The sequence below is a fragment of the Rhizobium sp. Root708 genome, assembly GCF_001429725.1.
GTDB lineage: Bacteria > Pseudomonadota > Alphaproteobacteria > Rhizobiales > Rhizobiaceae > Rhizobium.
This window is the reverse complement of sequence record NZ_LMHV01000023.1, coordinates 54330-68723: the sequence shown is the minus strand read 5'-3', so window position 1 is coordinate 68723 and position 14394 is coordinate 54330. Positions and strand designations below refer to the sequence as shown.

Here is a 14394-nt window from a genome sequence, read left to right as displayed (position 1 = left end):
ATCCACATGAAGATCACCAAGCTGACCACCTATATCGTCCCGCCGCGCTGGCTGTTCCTCAAGATAGAAACCGACGAGGGTATCGTCGGTTGGGGTGAGCCGGTCGTCGAAGGTCGGGCGCTCACCGTCCAGGCCGCCGTGCACGAGCTTGAAGACTACCTGATCGGCAAGGATCCGTTCCTGATCGAGGATCATTGGAACGTCATGTACCGCGGCGGTTTCTATCGCGGCGGCGCGATCCACATGAGCGCGATATCAGGCATCGACCAGGCTTTGTGGGACATCAAGGGCAAGGCGCTCGGTCAACCGATCCACTCGCTGCTCGGTGGCCAAGTGCGCGACAAGATCAAGGTCTACTCCTGGATCGGCGGCGATCGTCCCTCCGATGTCGCCAACAATGCGAAGGAAGTCGTCGCTCGCGGCTTCAAGGCAATAAAGCTCAACGGCTGCGAGGAGATGCAGATCGTCGACACCTACGACAAGGTCGAGAAGGCTGTCGCGACGATTGCTACCATCCGCGACGCGATCGGTCCCTACATCGGTATCGGTGTCGATTTCCACGGCCGCGTTCACAAGCCGATGGCGAAGGTCCTCGCGAAGGAACTGGAGCCGTACAAGCTGCTGTTCATCGAAGAACCGGTGCTGTCGGAAAACTACGAGGCGCTGAAGGAGATTGCCAACCACTCTTCGACGCCCATCGCACTTGGGGAACGGCTTTACTCGCGCTGGGACTTCAAGCGCATCCTCTCCGAAGGCTATGTCGACATCCTGCAGCCCGATCTCTCGCATGCCGGCGGCATCACGGAATGCCGGAAGATCGCCACCATGGCGGAGGCCTATGATGTGGCATTGGCGCCGCACTGCCCGCTTGGACCGATAGCGCTTGCCGCTTGCCTACAGGTGGACGCCGTCAGCTATAACGCCTTCATCCAGGAGCAGAGCCTCGGTATTCATTACAACAAGGGTAACGACATTCTCGATTACATCTCCAATAAGGAGGTGTTCCACTATGCCGATGGTTTTGTCAGTATTCCGCAGGGACCGGGATTGGGTGTCGAGGTGAATGAAGAATACGTGATCGAGCGTGCCAAGGAAGGGCATCGTTGGCGCAATCCGATCTGGCGCCACAGCGACGGAAGTTTCGCGGAGTGGTGAGCGAGGGCACGAATATGTCCGGACGACTGGGCGGCAAGCGAATATTCGTGACGGGGGCCGCGCAAGGCATCGGCCTTGCCATCGCCAGGGAGTTCCTGCGCCAGGGCGCGGCACTGTTCCTCGTCGATCGCGATGCGGCTCTGCTTGCCGGAGAGGCAGAGGCCCTCAGGCAGGCGGGTGGCAATGTCGGCTATCGCGCCGTCGATATTGCCGATGCAGCCGCAGTCACCGCTGCGGTCGCCCAGGCGGCCGATGAGATCGGCGCGATCAATGCGCTCGTCAATAATGCCGGCGCGAACGTGTTTTCGGAACCGCTCGAGACCAGCGATGAGGATTGGGATCGTTGCTTCGATATCAATCTCAAGGGCGCCTGGAACTGCTGCAAGGCGGTGCTTCCAGGCATGCTTGCAAGCGACGGCGGTGTCATCCTCAACATCGCCTCGACGCACGCCTTCACCATCATTCCGCACACCTTTCCCTATCCGCTCGCAAAGCACGCTTTGCTCGGCATGACGAAATCGCTTGGCCTGGAATATGCGGCGAGGAACGTCAGGGTAAACGCCCTGGCTCCCGGCTACGTCGCCACCCAGAAGGTCATCGATTACTGGAACAGCTTTCCGGATCCGGCGGCCGCCAAGGCGGAGACGATGAAGCTTCATCCCGGCGGACGGATCGCTTCCCCCGAGGAGATCGCAATGGCGGCCGTGTTCATGATTTCGGACGAATGCCCGTTCATGAACGCCACTTGCCTCACGGTCGATGGAGGCGTCAGCGTGCAACAGCACCCCGCTTGAGTGCGTGGTGGTCCGGCTCACTCACGCGCTAGGGCGCCGTTGCGAGCAAGCTCCTTGCCATCCGGTCAGCGGTTTACAATCGCTGTCCTTGATTGCGGCTGCGGCTCTGGACTAGTCTCGTTGCCGAGGCCGTTTGCGATCAGCCCGTTTTGAGATCGGCCGGTTCAAAGAGACCGTCCAGCTCTCAGGTTCCCGGTCAGATATAAGGAGCTTAGTGTTGTCGGCGCAGCCGCGGTTGCTGACCGCCCTCACGTCAGGAGCCCGTTTCGCTACAATGGTCTCCGTCGATGCGGACGTGACCTACAGTACCGCTTTGATCTCGAGGATGCGCCGGCAAAGATTCGCGCCGTGCAAGATCACTGCCAGGCGCCCCGTTGATCCGGAAAGCCGCCCGTCGGCGCGGCGCGGGCAATTCCTGGAAATCGCTTGCCTGTTTCTGGCATGGTCACCGTCAAACGCTGCCGCATTCCCTTAGATTTGGGGGATTGTGGGATTGTCGTCGGGTTCTACTTCAACACCCGCTGAAACAAGAATCTCTCAGCAGACCACGGTGCGGCGCACCCCAAACTACGACGTGCCGTGGTCACCTATCGGTCCGCATAATGTGGTTCGTCAGCCGATGAGATATTGAATGTGTAGACGACCATGAACGGCCGATCTCTCGACATGGGCACGGACACCGAAGACGTTGACGATAAGTTCTTCCGTCAGAACCTCCTCCGGCGGACCCGATGCCACGACCGTGCCATGCTGCAGCACCGCGAGTTCATCGCAGAACATCGCCGCGAGATTGAGATCGTGCAGGGCAACGATCGACGTCAGTCCGAGCCTAGAGACGAGGGCCAGGATATCGAGCTGGTGCTGGATATCGAGATGATTGGTCGGCTCGTCCAGAAGCAGTTCGCTCGGCGTCTGCGCCAAGGCGCGGGCGATGTGCACGCGTTGCCGTTCGCCGCCTGACAGCGTTTGCCAAAGCTGGCCGGCACGCTCGGCCATATCGACGCGGCTGAGGGCCGTCGCGACCGCAACGTCATCATCGGATGTCCAGGCTGGCAGTGGACCGCGATGTGGAGTCCGCCCAAGGCGCACGACATCCCGCACGGCGATCTGGATATCGGTCGCCGATTGCTGTTCGACGAAGGCAATCCTCCGCGCAAGGATTGCACGGGAAAGCTCGGAGACATCGTCGTCGCCGAGCCTGATGACGCCGCTCCTGACTTGCCGTAGGCGACAGATCAGGCGAAGCAGGCTCGATTTGCCTGAGCCGTTCGGCCCAAGCAGGCCAAGCACCTTTCCCTTCTCGATTGCAAGGCTGACGCCGTTGACGATGAGCGTATTGCCGGCGGCATAGGTGACCTTGTCGACCGCGATACTCATGCGCTTCTCCGTACGCGGTAGAGAATGACGGCGAAGGCCGGCGCGCCGAACAGCGCGGTGACAACGCCAATGGGCAGCACTTGCTGTGGAATGATGATGCGCGAGACAATGTCGGCGCCGACCATGAAGATCGCCCCGCCAAACGCGGTTGCCGGCAGCAGTCGCCCATGTGAGGGGCCGACGAGGAAGCGGGCTGCATGGGGAATGACGAGACCGACGAAGCCGATCGAGCCGACCATGCTGACGACGCCCGCGGTCATCGCTGCCGTGACGCCGAGAAGGGTGAACTGTACCCTGCGCACGGCAACTCCGAGTGCCGCCGCCGCGTCGCTGCCGAAAGCGAAGGCATCGAGCGCGCGAACATGGGCGAGGCAGAGGACGAAGCCGATGATGGTGATTGGCACGGAAAGATAGACATCCGGCCAACGCACGCCACTCAGCGATCCCAGCAGCCAGAATAGCACGCCGCGCGCCTGCTCGGCATTGGCCGAGGTGGTGACGATGTAGGAGGTGAGGGCATTGAAAAGCTGCGAGCCCGCGACACCACAAAGGATGATGCGCTCACTGGTGCCGCCCGCACCGGTCGCCAGCATACCAACCAGCAAGAAGGCGATGACGGCGCCGACGAAGGCTCCGCCGGACAGGCCGAGCACACCATAGCCCAGGCCAAGGATCATGACCGAAACCGCGCCGGTGGACGCCCCGGCAGAGATACCGAGGACGTAGGGTTCGGCAAGTGGATTGCGCAAGAGCGCCTGCAGGATCGCGCCGCTGAGAGCCAGTGAGGCACCGGTGCTTGCCGCCACCAGCGCGCGGCTGAGCCTGTAGTCCCACACGATGCCCTGATGGATGCGGCTCAGTTCGAAGGTCGTCCCAAACAGCCGGTTCGACACGACCTTTGCCGTCGTGTCGACCGGTATCGCGATCTCGCCGATCGACACGGCAAAGCTGACCACAAAGCCGAGGGCCAGGATTGCTGCGACGGTGAGCGCGCCAAACGCCCACCATCTCCTCTGCGCAGAACCGATATCGCTCACTGCGACAGACCGAAGGATTTGATGCCGTTCGCCAGGATCTCGATGCCGTCGATGGTCCGGATCGTCGGGTTCATCGATTGCGCGTCCATCATGACGAAGCGCTTGTTCTTGACCGCGTCAAGCTCCTTCGTCACAGGATCGGTTTCGAGGAACTCGATCTTCACCGCGGGGTCATCGGCGGCATAGCGCCGGCGGTCCATCGTGGCTATGACGATGACCGCGGGATTGGCCTCAGAGATCGTCTCCCACCCGACCAGCGGCCATTCTTCCTCGGTCGCAACGACGTTACGGGCGCCGAGCGTCTTCAGGATGTAGGCAGGCGCGCTGTTCTTACCGGCGATGAAGGCGTCGCCCCTGACCTCCTTGCTGGAGAACCAGAAGAGGACAGGCAGGTTCTTGCCCGGCGCCAGACCCAAGGAAGCAACCGCATCGGCCTCGCGCTTTTTTAGTTCTGCGATCAGTGCGTCGCCACGGTCCCCGATATCAAAAATCTCGGAAAGCTCGGCGATCTCCCGGTAGATCAGGTCCATCGTGAACAATTCCTTGCGCACGCCGTCGCCACCTTCCGCGTTGATCTTCGCCACGCAATCGGCCGGTGCGATGTAGGTGCTGATGCCCAGATCGCTGAACTGTTCGCGCTTGCCGACTGATCCTTGAGGCCCGACGTGCCATTCAAACTCGGCGGTGACCAGATTCGGCTCAGCGGCAACCACGGATTCGAAGCTCGGATCGTTGTCGGCCAAGCGTCTTATCTTGCTGTTGGCATCGGCGTATTGCGGCAGAACCGGGCCGACCCAGACGGCGGTGCCTGAAATCTTGTCGGCAAGCCCGAGCGAGAACAGCACCTCGGTCATGCCCTGACCGATCGATACGATCTTTGTCGGCGGCTTCTCGAAGGTCAGGGTCTGACCGCAATTTGTGACTGTCAGGGGATATTGGGTGGCGGCGAACGCCGGCGCTGAAATGCCGGCAAGCGCGAGCGCAAGGGAAAGGCTCTGCAGAAGATATCGCATAGGAAACTCTCTGATTGGAAAGAAGGCAGCTAGCGGTCTCGCCGTGCATGCGTCGGCAACGACGGAAAGCAATGCTAGCGGTGGATCGTCCAATCGAGACGGATGGCGTGTCGCAGATGGTCGGAAAACTGGTCAATCATGTCTGCTCCTTGTCGGGCATCCCCGCCCGGCTGATTGGAATCGTGATCGACGGCAGGTCTCCTGGCTCACGGATACGTGTCGGTCATCTGCCTTCCCGCGATAGTCGCAGTGGCATGGCCTTCCGGCCCAAGGATGATCGGCAATCCGCTTACAGTTGCGGGGGCAGCCACGGTCTTGGTCCCTTTGGGGTCTTCCGCACCGTGTTCCCTATTAATCCCGTTGAAGTCATTCTCGGGGAACCGTCACGCCCACTTATGACGCGTCGCCTGCGACCGTCAAGACTTACTCTTGCCATTTCCGGTGGGGACGAGTGGTTGCCTTGCTTGCCTCAACCCGAGGGAGCCGGTTCTGAATCGGAGAACTGCGAGGCCTCATTTGCCAGCCAGTCGCAGAACAGACTGGCCTTCCGGTTACGTCGAGCACGCCGCAAGGCAACGTATTGGTGGCCGCTATCGATAAAGCCGTGCGGTGCTTTCAGCCGACCCGCCTTGATGTCGTCCACCACGTAGGGCCATGGCGCCACGCAGACACCCAACCCCGCCCTCGCAGCTTCGAGCATGAAGTAGAAATGCTCGTAGTCGACTTTTGGCCCGATCCACGGTGCCTCACGCGACCGCGTCAGCCAATTTTCCCATGCGCGTGGGCGCGTTCGGGTATGAAGGAGCGCTGTTCCCTCGACCGCAACAATGGTCGGCGCCATCACCGGGCCCGTCTGCTCGGGAAATAGCGGTATGACCTCGGCGCCGGCCGGCCACGGCGGGTCGCGAACCCGGATCGCGACGTCGAAGCCATCCCGACCGAAATCCACCGGGCGGGACGATGCCGTCAGGCGCACGTCGATCTGGGGATATTCGGCCTGAAAGCGATAGAGCCGAGGAATCAGCCAACGCATCGTGAAGGTTCCCGGACACGATACGTCGATCGACCCAGCCTCCGTATCGGCGACGGCACGGACGGACGCATCCATCTGGTCGAATGCGCCAACGAGGCCGGCGAGAAGCACTGTCCCTGCTTCCGTCAAGCGGAGCCTGTTCTTTGGTCCCTCGAACAGGGGAACACCCAGCACCTCCTCAAGATGCTGAACCTGGCGGCTCACCGCACTATGGGTGACGTTCAATTCGTCTGCGGCAAGGGTCATTCGGCCGTGACGACCTGCCGCTTCGAAAGCGCGGAGCGCATTAAGAGAAGGTATGTTTCTCGCCATGTGACTTTTTAGAACATTGGATGTTCGATCATATCGGTTTTCATCACTGCGATTCCAGTGGTTTTTGCACTCGTCGAGAACAACAGTTTCGGTTTTGGAACATTTGGCCGGGGAGAGCGCATTTCCCGCGGCAGCATGAACGCGTCCTAAAGCAAGGAAGAAAAACGATGAGCAACAGACACAATGACGGCAGCGCGGGTGATGCCAACTACGGCGTGATCGGGCAAGGTTACGTCTCCTACCGCCAACCCGACCCGCATATCGCGAGCTTCATCTTGAGCGCACTCGGCGATGCCGGAACAGTCCTGAACGTCGGGGCAGGGGCAGGGTCCTACGAGCCGGTCGACCGCGAGGTAACGCCCGTCGAACCTTCGGCCTCGATGCGCGCGCAAAGGCCCGCGCACCTGCCCTCGGCGATCGATGCCGTCGCCGAGCGTCTTCCTTTCGCTGACCAGAGTTTCGACGCCAGCATGGCGACCTTTACGATCCATCAGTGGTCCGACCTGAAGGCCGGTCTTCGGGAGATGCGGCGTGTCACGCGAGGCCCGGTCGTCGTTCTTTCCTGTGATCCGAAGGAACTGCATCGCTGCTGGCTGAACGACTATGCGCCAGAGATGATCGCCGTGGAGGCCCGGCGTTATCCGGAGCCCGATGCCATCGCCGAGGCGTTCGATGCGCCGGTGGAAATTCTCCCGGTGCCGATCCCTCTCAATTGCGTCGACGGGTTTGGCGAAGCATATTACGGCCGGCCCGAACGATTGCTTGAGCCGGGGGCGCGGCTTGCCAATTCCGCCTGGAGCTTCGTGGATGCGAGTGTCGGCGATCGCTTCGTGGCCGAGCTTGGCAGCGATCTTGCGAATGGAACATGGGATGCGCGATACGGCACACTACGCACGCAACCCTTTTTCGAGGGGTCGCTGAGGCTTTTTGTGGCGAGGCCGTGAGAGACGTGAGCATGAAGGATCAAATTCAATCTCTTGCGTCACTTTCAGGCCCATTCCCGCCGTTCGATCTAGATGCCGCGTGCGACGGCCCGTGCGATCTCTTCTCGGTCTGGCTGCGGGAGGCGATCGAGGCTGGCGTCAAGGAGCCGCATGCGATGGTCTTGTCCACGGTCGATGACAGTGGGGCGCCAGACGCCCGCGTTCTGATCCTGAAGAATCTCGACCATCGCGGCTGGCACTTCGCGACGACCGACGCTGGGCCGAAGGGCCAACAGATCGCCGCAAATCCCTACGTTGCCTTGACGTTCTACTGGCAACCGCTTGGACGCCAAGTCAGGATCCGTGGCATCGCACTACGTGCGCCGGAGGCTGAGCGGGGCCGTGACTTCCGGCGGCGATCCGCAGCCGCGCGAGCTGTCGCCTTGGTCGGTCGTCAAAGCGAAATCTTGGCGTCTCGTCGCGAACTCGATCTTGCCGTTGAAACGCAGGCTCGGCGGATCGTTGAGACGCCCGATATCGCCGCGCCCAACTGGTCGCTTTTTATGGTCATGCCGCATCAAGTTGAATTCTGGCAGGGCAATCCAGATCGGCTTCACCAGCGGCTTCGATATCGCAAGGCGAAGAGCGGTTGGCTCAGGGAGCCACTTTGGCCATAGTCGGGCTCTGTGCGACTTTGGGGTGGTAGGAGGCATCGCAATCACCTGACGCTTCGGCCCTCCGAGCACGAATCCGGCAATGTAACCGAGGGCCGTTGCCATGGAGAGAACGGCGATCAGCGCGAATACGTTCGTCCATTGAGAAAGGAACAAGATAATAAGCCAAAACACGATCGCAAATGGCACTGTGAAACTTGTGAACAAGGCGAACAGGACCAGGACCGCGATAAACATCACGCCGATGTCCTTGAAGCACTCGATTTGGGTAATCGTCAGGGCGACAAGGCTCAGTACCGCCCAGAAGATCGGTGACACCAGCCTGGATTGAAATGCGCGAGGTCCCATGCCACCGCGCTTGCGCCGGCACCCGGTCGATGTCGCTTTCAGGGCAAAGACGAGTAGGCCCATCGTGCAGACGATGAACGTCGGAAATGTAAACATCGTCGTGGCCTTCGGTGCTCGCCCTATCAGCGGAATGTCGGGATTGTCTCAATGGTGGTGTCGCAACGCATTATCACCTTATGCGAGCATTGGCAGCCTTCTCCTGGCTTATGGTAAACGGCGACGACATTTCGGGAGTTTCACAAGCGCAGCCGAGACTGTGCCGAGCGAACCGGTGCATCGGTTGCTGCCGGTAATCCGCGCCTTGCTTGATGCCGTCAGCGGCACCTTAACCGGTGGGAAAGTTCTCACTCATCCATTGTCGACCGAGAACAAGATCGAGCTCATCGGGCGCCCATTAGTGACCGGCATCCAAATCATGATGAGTGACCCTTGCATTCGCTACCGATAGTTGCCCCGCGACTTGAAATGCGTGCTGCGGCTCCCGCCGCTGATCGTGCATCCCTGAAATTATGAGCACGGACTTTCCAGATAAATCTGGAAAGGAAAAATCGTCGGAGATCGGTTGCGGCCGCAGCAAGATGGCACCGACGAATGGCTCGGGTGCGATCGAGAGCAGAGCTGTGCCAAAGATCGCGCCTTAGATGGCTCTGCGTGGTTTGTCCTATCACCATAGTCAGTGAGATGACGTGTGCCCTTCACGACATGCCGTGAGGGCGCTGGAAGAATTCGACAAGACCGTGAGGTGCCCTGTCGCCGAGGCATAGATCAACGACCTCCCGCGCATCGGCCGCAGCGGCATGACTGCGGCGAAACATTGCCTCTTCGTAAATGGCGAGTGCTAGTTCGGGGTTATCGGGGTGCGCCAGGATTGCTTTCGCCAATTCGGCTCCATCGAACATGGCAAGGTTTGCTCCGTCGCCCGATGGCGGCATCAGGTGAGCCGCGTCGCCAAGCAGCGTCACGCCGGGGGTGCGGTCCCACCGATGCTCGCCAGGCAGGCTGTGGATCATACGGGCGACCGGAAGCGTGTCCGACTCTCGGACGAGAGCCGTCAGTTCCGGCGCCCAGCCATCGAACTCGGCGGCCACCTTGGCGATAACAGCAGCCTTGTCGTTGAAGTCGATAGCGCCAACCCAATCTACGGGAACGTTCAGTTGTGCGTAGGCATGAAGGATACCGTCAGCCTCGCGGTGCGCGGCGATCGCCCTGCCGGGGGAGAGGGCATACATCGCGCCGGTGCCCACGGTCCGGGCGGCGGCCGGATGCATGGTGTCGACATCAGACAGGTAGGTCTCGATGAAGGTAATACCTGTATATTCAGGTGCCGCGTTCGACAGAAGCGGGCGCACCTTGGACCATGCGCCGTCAGCCCCGACAAGCATCGCGGTCATGACCTTCGACCCATCGGCGAACGTCAGTTCGTGGCGCCCATTCCCGGCAGATACGATGCGAACGAGCTTCTTGCCCCACCGTACGGTGGCCGGCGGAAGCGATTCCAGAAGCATGCGCCTCAGGTCGCCGCGGAGCACTTCCGGGCGCGTATTCGTATTGTCGTCCGGTTCCTCAAATAGCACCGCACCATCGCTATCAAGCACCCGCGTGGCGGCGCCGCCCTGATGAATGATCGAACGAAACTGATCCGTGAGTTGGGCGGATGCAATCGCGGCTTGCCCGTCACTCACATGGATGTCGAGCTGGCCGCCCTGCGTGCGGGCCAGCGCAGAGGCATCAGCTTCGTAGATCGTCGAGCTGATGCCATGGACGTGAAGGACGCGGGCGAGCATCAGGCCACCAAGTCCCGCTCCAACAATCGCAACTGATGTCATCAAAAATCCTTTCAACGAGTTGACTGGAACAGCGTTCCATTTCAATCTAAATGGAACGGAATTCCATTGAGGTCAAGGCTGACAGTGAAAAATCGCTCTCCAGGATCGACAAGACGGGCGGAGGCTCTCTCCAAGGACAGAATTGTCGAAACCGCGATCGGGATACTCGATGCCGATGGTGACAATGGTCTGACTTTTCGCGCTCTGAGCGCCAGGCTGGAAACAGGCAGCGGCGCGATTTACTGGCATGTCGCCGACAAACAGGCGTTGCTCGATGCGGCGACGGATCACGTTATGGCAAGGGTCATGGAGAAGGGGTTCAAGGGCGCTCCCCGTGAGGCGATAAAGGCGATCGCGCTCGGGATTTTCGATGCCATCGAAGCCCATCCGTGGATCGGTGCGCATCTCACGCGTGCGCCATGGCAGATCGCGATGATCCGTATCGTTGAGGGCCTTGGTGTTCAGGTCCAGCAACTCGGCGTTCCGGCGGCGGCACAGTTCGACGCATGGTCGACGCTCATCAATTACATTCTTGGCGTCGCAGGGCAGAATGCGGCGAATGACCGTGTTTTGCCGCCCGGTACCGATCGTTCGGAATCCCTCTCCACGGTGATCCATCGCTGGGCGAACAATAGTTCAAAGCCGCTTCCGTTCCTGGAAAGCATCGCGAAGCAACTGGTGGAGCACGATGACCGGGCGCAATTTCTTGCCGGCGTCGATCTGATCTTGCGTGGCATCGACGGGAACCAGCTGTAAGCGAGGGCACGCTGAACATGGAATGGAGCGACGTTCGCATCTTTCTCGCGGTGGCACGCGCCGGCACCTCGGAGGTCCGGCGAAATCCTCGGATTGAGCCACCCGATCGGAAGTGGAATGGGCTTCCGGAGGGGCGGACGCAGGCCTCCTTCCAGCCGGCACGGCCTATACCTAGGTATGTCCCATGCACGCCGGAGGTTGGTAAGAACTAGATTTCAGTAGGATTCCGCGCAGGTGGGCCGTCGGCCATGATCACTGCATCGAAAAGCGATGTTGCGCAGGAGATCCGTTATGCAATCCAATAGTGTCGCCCTTGGAGCTCCCATCTCCGGTTTCGGAATCGCTGCCGAAACGTCGACGGAAATCTCGCGTTTGCTGCTCGACGCTCTCGGATGCATCGACGATGACGAGAGTTCAGCAATCGATCTCGTCAAAAGGGCGTCTACGCTGCTCCAGCCGGCAGGTGAGCGGGCAGGGACCTTGAGGGCGCCATCCAGTGGCGGCCTTGCGGCGTGGCAGATCGCGAAACTCCGCGCATTCATCGAGAGCCGGATAGACGGCGGGATCTCGCTGGGCGAGCTTGCCGCGGTCGCGCGGCTCAGCGCGAGTTACTTTTCAGTGGCGTTCAAAGCGAGCTTCGGGCTCCCGCCGCATGCCTATGTCATGGAACGCCGGATCGAGCGCTCCAAAGAGCAGATGCTGAACACCGACCTTCCGCTTTGCGAGATCGCGCTGAATTGCGGCCTCGCGGATCAGGCCCACCTTTCCCGAATTTTCAAGCGCATGACCGGAAGCACGCCGAGCGCGTGGCGCCGCATCAAAACTGCTTCACGAGCAGTGCATCGCCGGCCTGCATTGCGGGACCAGCTCTCGGCGGTCGCTATCTGACGGGGCGCCATCACCGATCCGTTGGCTGGCACGACCGCGCAAACTCACTCCACCTCCGGCAAGAGATCCGTCACATTCTCCAACCGTAATCTCAGAGCAGAGATAAAGGTGCGGACCTTGGGAAGGACAAGCCTCGTCGTCGGATAGACCGCCCAGATGCCGATCGCTTCGGGCTCCGCACCTTGCAAGCGCAGTGGAACAAGGCGACCTTCGCGGATGTCGTCAGACACATTCCACAACGACAGCAGTGCGATACCGCCGCCCGCGATACTTGCAGCGTGGCATCCTTCGATGCTGCTGCTGGTGAAACGGAAGTTCAGACGTATGTGTCTCTCGGCTTCACCCTCCCGGAACGTCCAATGCGTGGCACCGCGGAGTGGAAGGCAGTCGTGGGCTGTCAGGTCGTCGATCGAAGTCGGCGTTCCTCGCTGTGCGAGGTAATCCGGGCTGGCGACGAGCACGCGCGGATTGTCCGCGATCTTCCGCGCGATCAGGCTGCTGTCGCGAAGCCGCGCAATCCGGATCGCAAGGTCTGTCCCGGTCGCGATCAGGTCAGGAAGGCTGTCCGTCAGATCCAGCGATATGCGGAGTTCCGGATTTTCTTTCAGCAGGTCGGGGATGAAGGGAGCCACGAACTTCAAGCCGAAGGACACCGGTACGGAAACCCTCAGCAATCCAGCCGCACCTCGCTCGGAGGATCGCAGACGCGCCTTTGCCTCCGCCTCGTTCTCCACCAAGGCCAAAGCAAACGGCAGGAACGTTTCCCCCTCGGGGGTCGGTGAAATCGAGCGCGTCGTGCGATGCAGAAGCCTGACGCCCAAAGCCTCCTCGAGCGCGGCAAGCCGTCGGCTCGCCGCCATCGGGCCGATACCCAACCGCCTGCCTGCTTCGGCAAGACTCCCTGCATTGACCGCCGTCGTGAAGACCAGAACGTCATCCGTGTTCATTATATCGAATTCCGTTATAGAGGCAGAACATCCAAGACCACTAAATCCATGCAAGGTAAAAAGCTAGATATCTCGTAGACCTCATCCAACGAAGGTGAAAGCCATGGATATCAATGCCAAACATGCCCACAAGCCCAGGGCGGGGCTGGGCAAGCCCGCACTTTTCGCAATGGCCGCTGCAAGTGGCATTGCCGTCGCCAATATCTACTACAACCAGCCAATGCTCGGCATTATCGAGGCGGATTTCGCGCACGAGCCTGTCACCGGCTTCATCCCCACAGCGACGCAGTTGGGCTATGCTCTCGGGCTCCTCCTGCTGCTCCCGCTGGGCGACATCGTCCATCGTCGCAAGTTGATCATCGGACAATTCATCGTTCTGGCCGCAGCTCTGGTGTTGGCCGCACTGTCGCCCACAGCCTGGGCACTGGTGCTTGCATCCCTGGTCGTCGGCGCCGCTTCGACGGTCGCTCAGCAGATAGTGCCATTTGCCGCATCCCTTGCCATGCCCGAAAAGCGCGGCTCGACGATCGGCACCGTCATGGCGGGCGTTCTCTCCGGGATCCTCTTTAGCCGAACCCTGTCGGGTTTCGTCGGGCAGCACTTTGGCTGGCGAGAAATGTTCTGGCTCGGCGTCCCAATGGCACTCGGGGCTTCCGGCCTGATGTTCATGACGCTGCCCGATCATGCACCGACGTCACGGATGGCTTACCGCAACGCCCTGCGGTCTCTCGTCCACCTCTGGAAGCGCGAGCGTGCGCTGCGAACCGCAGCCTTGATGCAGGCGGCTCTCTTCGGTTCCTTCACCGCATTCTGGACCGTCCTGGCGCTCTATCTCGCAACGCCCAAGTTCAACCTTGGCGCGGATGTTGCCGGCCTGTTCGGCGTCGTCGGGGCCGTCGGAGTGTTTGCAGCCCCGTTGGCCGGCAAGGTCGCGGATCGGAAAGGTCCGCACTTCGTCGTATGGCTCGGAACCATTCTGACGATCGCATCCTGGCTGATGTTCGGCTTCTGGAACTCGCTGATCGCCCTCGTCATCGGTGTCATCGTTCTCGATTTCGGCATTCAGAGTGCCTTGGTCTCGAACCAGCATATCGTCTACGCGCTCGATCAGGAGGCCCGCAGTCGCCTCAATACCATCTTCATGACAGCCATGTTCCTCGGCGGTGCCGCGGGTGCTGCACTCGCCTCCACCGTCTGGAGCTACGAGGGCTGGGTTGGCGTCAGTGTTCTCGGTGGCGCCCTCGGTCTGATGGCGTTGGCGGTCCGTGTGATCGAGCATGTTCGTCCCAAGATTCAGGCTGCCAACTAAGG

Annotated in this window: 14 protein-coding genes and 1 riboswitch; of the genes, 8 read left to right on the top strand and 6 right to left on the bottom strand. The window is 60.7% G+C overall.

Annotated features, from left to right (window positions below; translation table 11 throughout):
- Positions 1–6: 6 nt before the first annotated feature.
- The gene (gene dgoD, locus ASE04_RS14775; protein ID WP_056819092.1) at positions 7–1155 is read left to right on the top strand and encodes a galactonate dehydratase; all 1149 of its coding nucleotides are present in this window, start codon (positions 7–9) and stop codon (positions 1153–1155) included.
- 14 nt (positions 1156–1169) lie between these two features.
- Positions 1170–1949, top strand: a complete 780-nt coding sequence (locus ASE04_RS14770) for an SDR family oxidoreductase (RefSeq protein WP_056819090.1) — start codon at positions 1170–1172, stop codon at positions 1947–1949.
- A gap of 612 nt (positions 1950–2561) precedes the next feature.
- Here the strand turns inward: ASE04_RS14770 and ASE04_RS14765 are convergent.
- From ASE04_RS14765 to ASE04_RS14750, 4 genes are all read right to left on the bottom strand, one after another.
- Positions 2562–3326 carry an ABC transporter ATP-binding protein gene (locus ASE04_RS14765; RefSeq protein ID WP_056818478.1) on the bottom strand — a complete coding sequence of 255 codons (765 nt, stop codon included), beginning with the start codon at positions 3324–3326 and terminating at the stop codon, positions 2562–2564.
- Positions 3323–4363, bottom strand: coding sequence for a FecCD family ABC transporter permease (locus ASE04_RS14760; protein ID WP_056818476.1), 1041 nt, complete (start codon positions 4361–4363; stop codon positions 3323–3325). Before ASE04_RS14760 ends, ASE04_RS14765 begins: the two co-directional genes overlap by 4 nt.
- Complete coding sequence (locus ASE04_RS14755; protein WP_056818474.1) at positions 4360–5376, bottom strand: ABC transporter substrate-binding protein; 1017 nt, start codon at positions 5374–5376, stop codon at positions 4360–4362. Before ASE04_RS14755 ends, ASE04_RS14760 begins: the two co-directional genes overlap by 4 nt.
- A 174-nt stretch (positions 5377–5550) precedes the next feature.
- Positions 5551–5776, bottom strand: a riboswitch (cobalamin riboswitch).
- Positions 5777–5845: 69 nt separating this feature from the next.
- Entirely contained in the window at positions 5846–6721 is an 876-nt protein-coding gene (locus ASE04_RS14750) for a LysR family transcriptional regulator (RefSeq protein WP_056818472.1), read from the bottom strand.
- A gap of 167 nt (positions 6722–6888) precedes the next feature.
- Here ASE04_RS14750 and ASE04_RS14745 point away from each other — a divergent pair, with 167 nt between their 5' ends.
- The 3 genes from ASE04_RS14745 to ASE04_RS30720 all read left to right on the top strand — a co-directional run bounded on the left by ASE04_RS14745 (position 6889) and on the right by ASE04_RS30720 (position 9114).
- Positions 6889–7665, top strand: a complete 777-nt coding sequence (locus tag ASE04_RS14745; RefSeq protein ID WP_056818471.1) for a class I SAM-dependent methyltransferase — start codon at positions 6889–6891, stop codon at positions 7663–7665.
- 11 nt (positions 7666–7676) lie between these two features.
- Positions 7677–8321, top strand: coding sequence for a pyridoxine/pyridoxamine 5'-phosphate oxidase (locus ASE04_RS30090; RefSeq protein WP_082597352.1), 645 nt, complete (start codon positions 7677–7679; stop codon positions 8319–8321).
- A gap of 409 nt (positions 8322–8730) precedes the next feature.
- Positions 8731–9114, top strand: coding sequence for a hypothetical protein (locus ASE04_RS30720; protein ID WP_156408798.1), 384 nt, complete (start codon positions 8731–8733; stop codon positions 9112–9114).
- A gap of 247 nt (positions 9115–9361) precedes the next feature.
- Here the strand turns inward: ASE04_RS30720 and ASE04_RS14735 are convergent, their stop codons facing one another.
- Entirely contained in the window at positions 9362–10492 is a 1131-nt protein-coding gene (locus ASE04_RS14735; RefSeq protein WP_338012492.1) for an FAD-dependent oxidoreductase, read from the bottom strand.
- A gap of 84 nt (positions 10493–10576) precedes the next feature.
- On the opposite strand from ASE04_RS14735, the gene ASE04_RS14730 reads away from it, so the two are divergent.
- Both ASE04_RS14730 and ASE04_RS14725 read left to right on the top strand, forming a co-directional pair.
- Positions 10577–11248: a TetR/AcrR family transcriptional regulator gene (locus ASE04_RS14730; RefSeq protein WP_200960727.1), complete on the top strand. Its 672-nt coding sequence runs from the start codon at positions 10577–10579 to the stop codon at positions 11246–11248.
- Positions 11249–11539: 291 nt separating this feature from the next.
- Positions 11540–12136, top strand: coding sequence for a helix-turn-helix domain-containing protein (locus ASE04_RS14725; protein ID WP_156408797.1), 597 nt, complete (start codon positions 11540–11542; stop codon positions 12134–12136).
- 44 nt (positions 12137–12180) lie between these two features.
- Here the strand turns inward: ASE04_RS14725 and ASE04_RS14720 are convergent, their stop codons facing one another.
- On the bottom strand, positions 12181–13083 hold the full coding sequence (locus tag ASE04_RS14720; protein WP_056818463.1) for a LysR family transcriptional regulator: 903 nt from the start codon (positions 13081–13083) through the stop codon (positions 12181–12183).
- Positions 13084–13186: 103 nt separating this feature from the next.
- On the opposite strand from ASE04_RS14720, the gene ASE04_RS14715 reads away from it, so the two are divergent.
- A complete protein-coding gene (locus tag ASE04_RS14715) occupies positions 13187–14392 on the top strand; it encodes an MFS transporter (protein WP_056818461.1) in 1206 nt (401 codons plus the stop codon).
- Positions 14393–14394: the final 2 nt, after the last annotated feature.

Bases quoted from the DNA above. Each gene is read 5' to 3' on its own strand.
- ASE04_RS14735 (WP_338012492.1), bottom strand. From the start codon at position 10,492: ATGACATCAGTTGCGATTGTTGGAGCGGGACTTGGTGGCCTGATGCTC.
- ASE04_RS14755 (WP_056818474.1), bottom strand. From the start codon at position 5,376: ATGCGATATCTTCTGCAGAGCCTTTCCCTTGCGCTCGCGCTTGCCGGC.
- ASE04_RS14715 (WP_056818461.1), top strand. From the start codon at position 13,187: ATGGATATCAATGCCAAACATGCCCACAAGCCCAGGGCGGGGCTGGGC.
- ASE04_RS30090 (WP_082597352.1), top strand. From the start codon at position 7,677: ATGAAGGATCAAATTCAATCTCTTGCGTCACTTTCAGGCCCATTCCCG.
- ASE04_RS14765 (WP_056818478.1), bottom strand. From the start codon at position 3,326: ATGAGTATCGCGGTCGACAAGGTCACCTATGCCGCCGGCAATACGCTC.
- ASE04_RS14725 (WP_156408797.1), top strand. From the start codon at position 11,540: ATGCAATCCAATAGTGTCGCCCTTGGAGCTCCCATCTCCGGTTTCGGA.
- ASE04_RS14745 (WP_056818471.1), top strand. From the start codon at position 6,889: ATGAGCAACAGACACAATGACGGCAGCGCGGGTGATGCCAACTACGGC.
- ASE04_RS14770 (WP_056819090.1), top strand. From the start codon at position 1,170: ATGTCCGGACGACTGGGCGGCAAGCGAATATTCGTGACGGGGGCCGCG.
- dgoD (WP_056819092.1), top strand. From the start codon at position 7: ATGAAGATCACCAAGCTGACCACCTATATCGTCCCGCCGCGCTGGCTG.
- ASE04_RS14750 (WP_056818472.1), bottom strand. From the start codon at position 6,721: ATGGCGAGAAACATACCTTCTCTTAATGCGCTCCGCGCTTTCGAAGCG.
- ASE04_RS14720 (WP_056818463.1), bottom strand. From the start codon at position 13,083: ATGAACACGGATGACGTTCTGGTCTTCACGACGGCGGTCAATGCAGGG.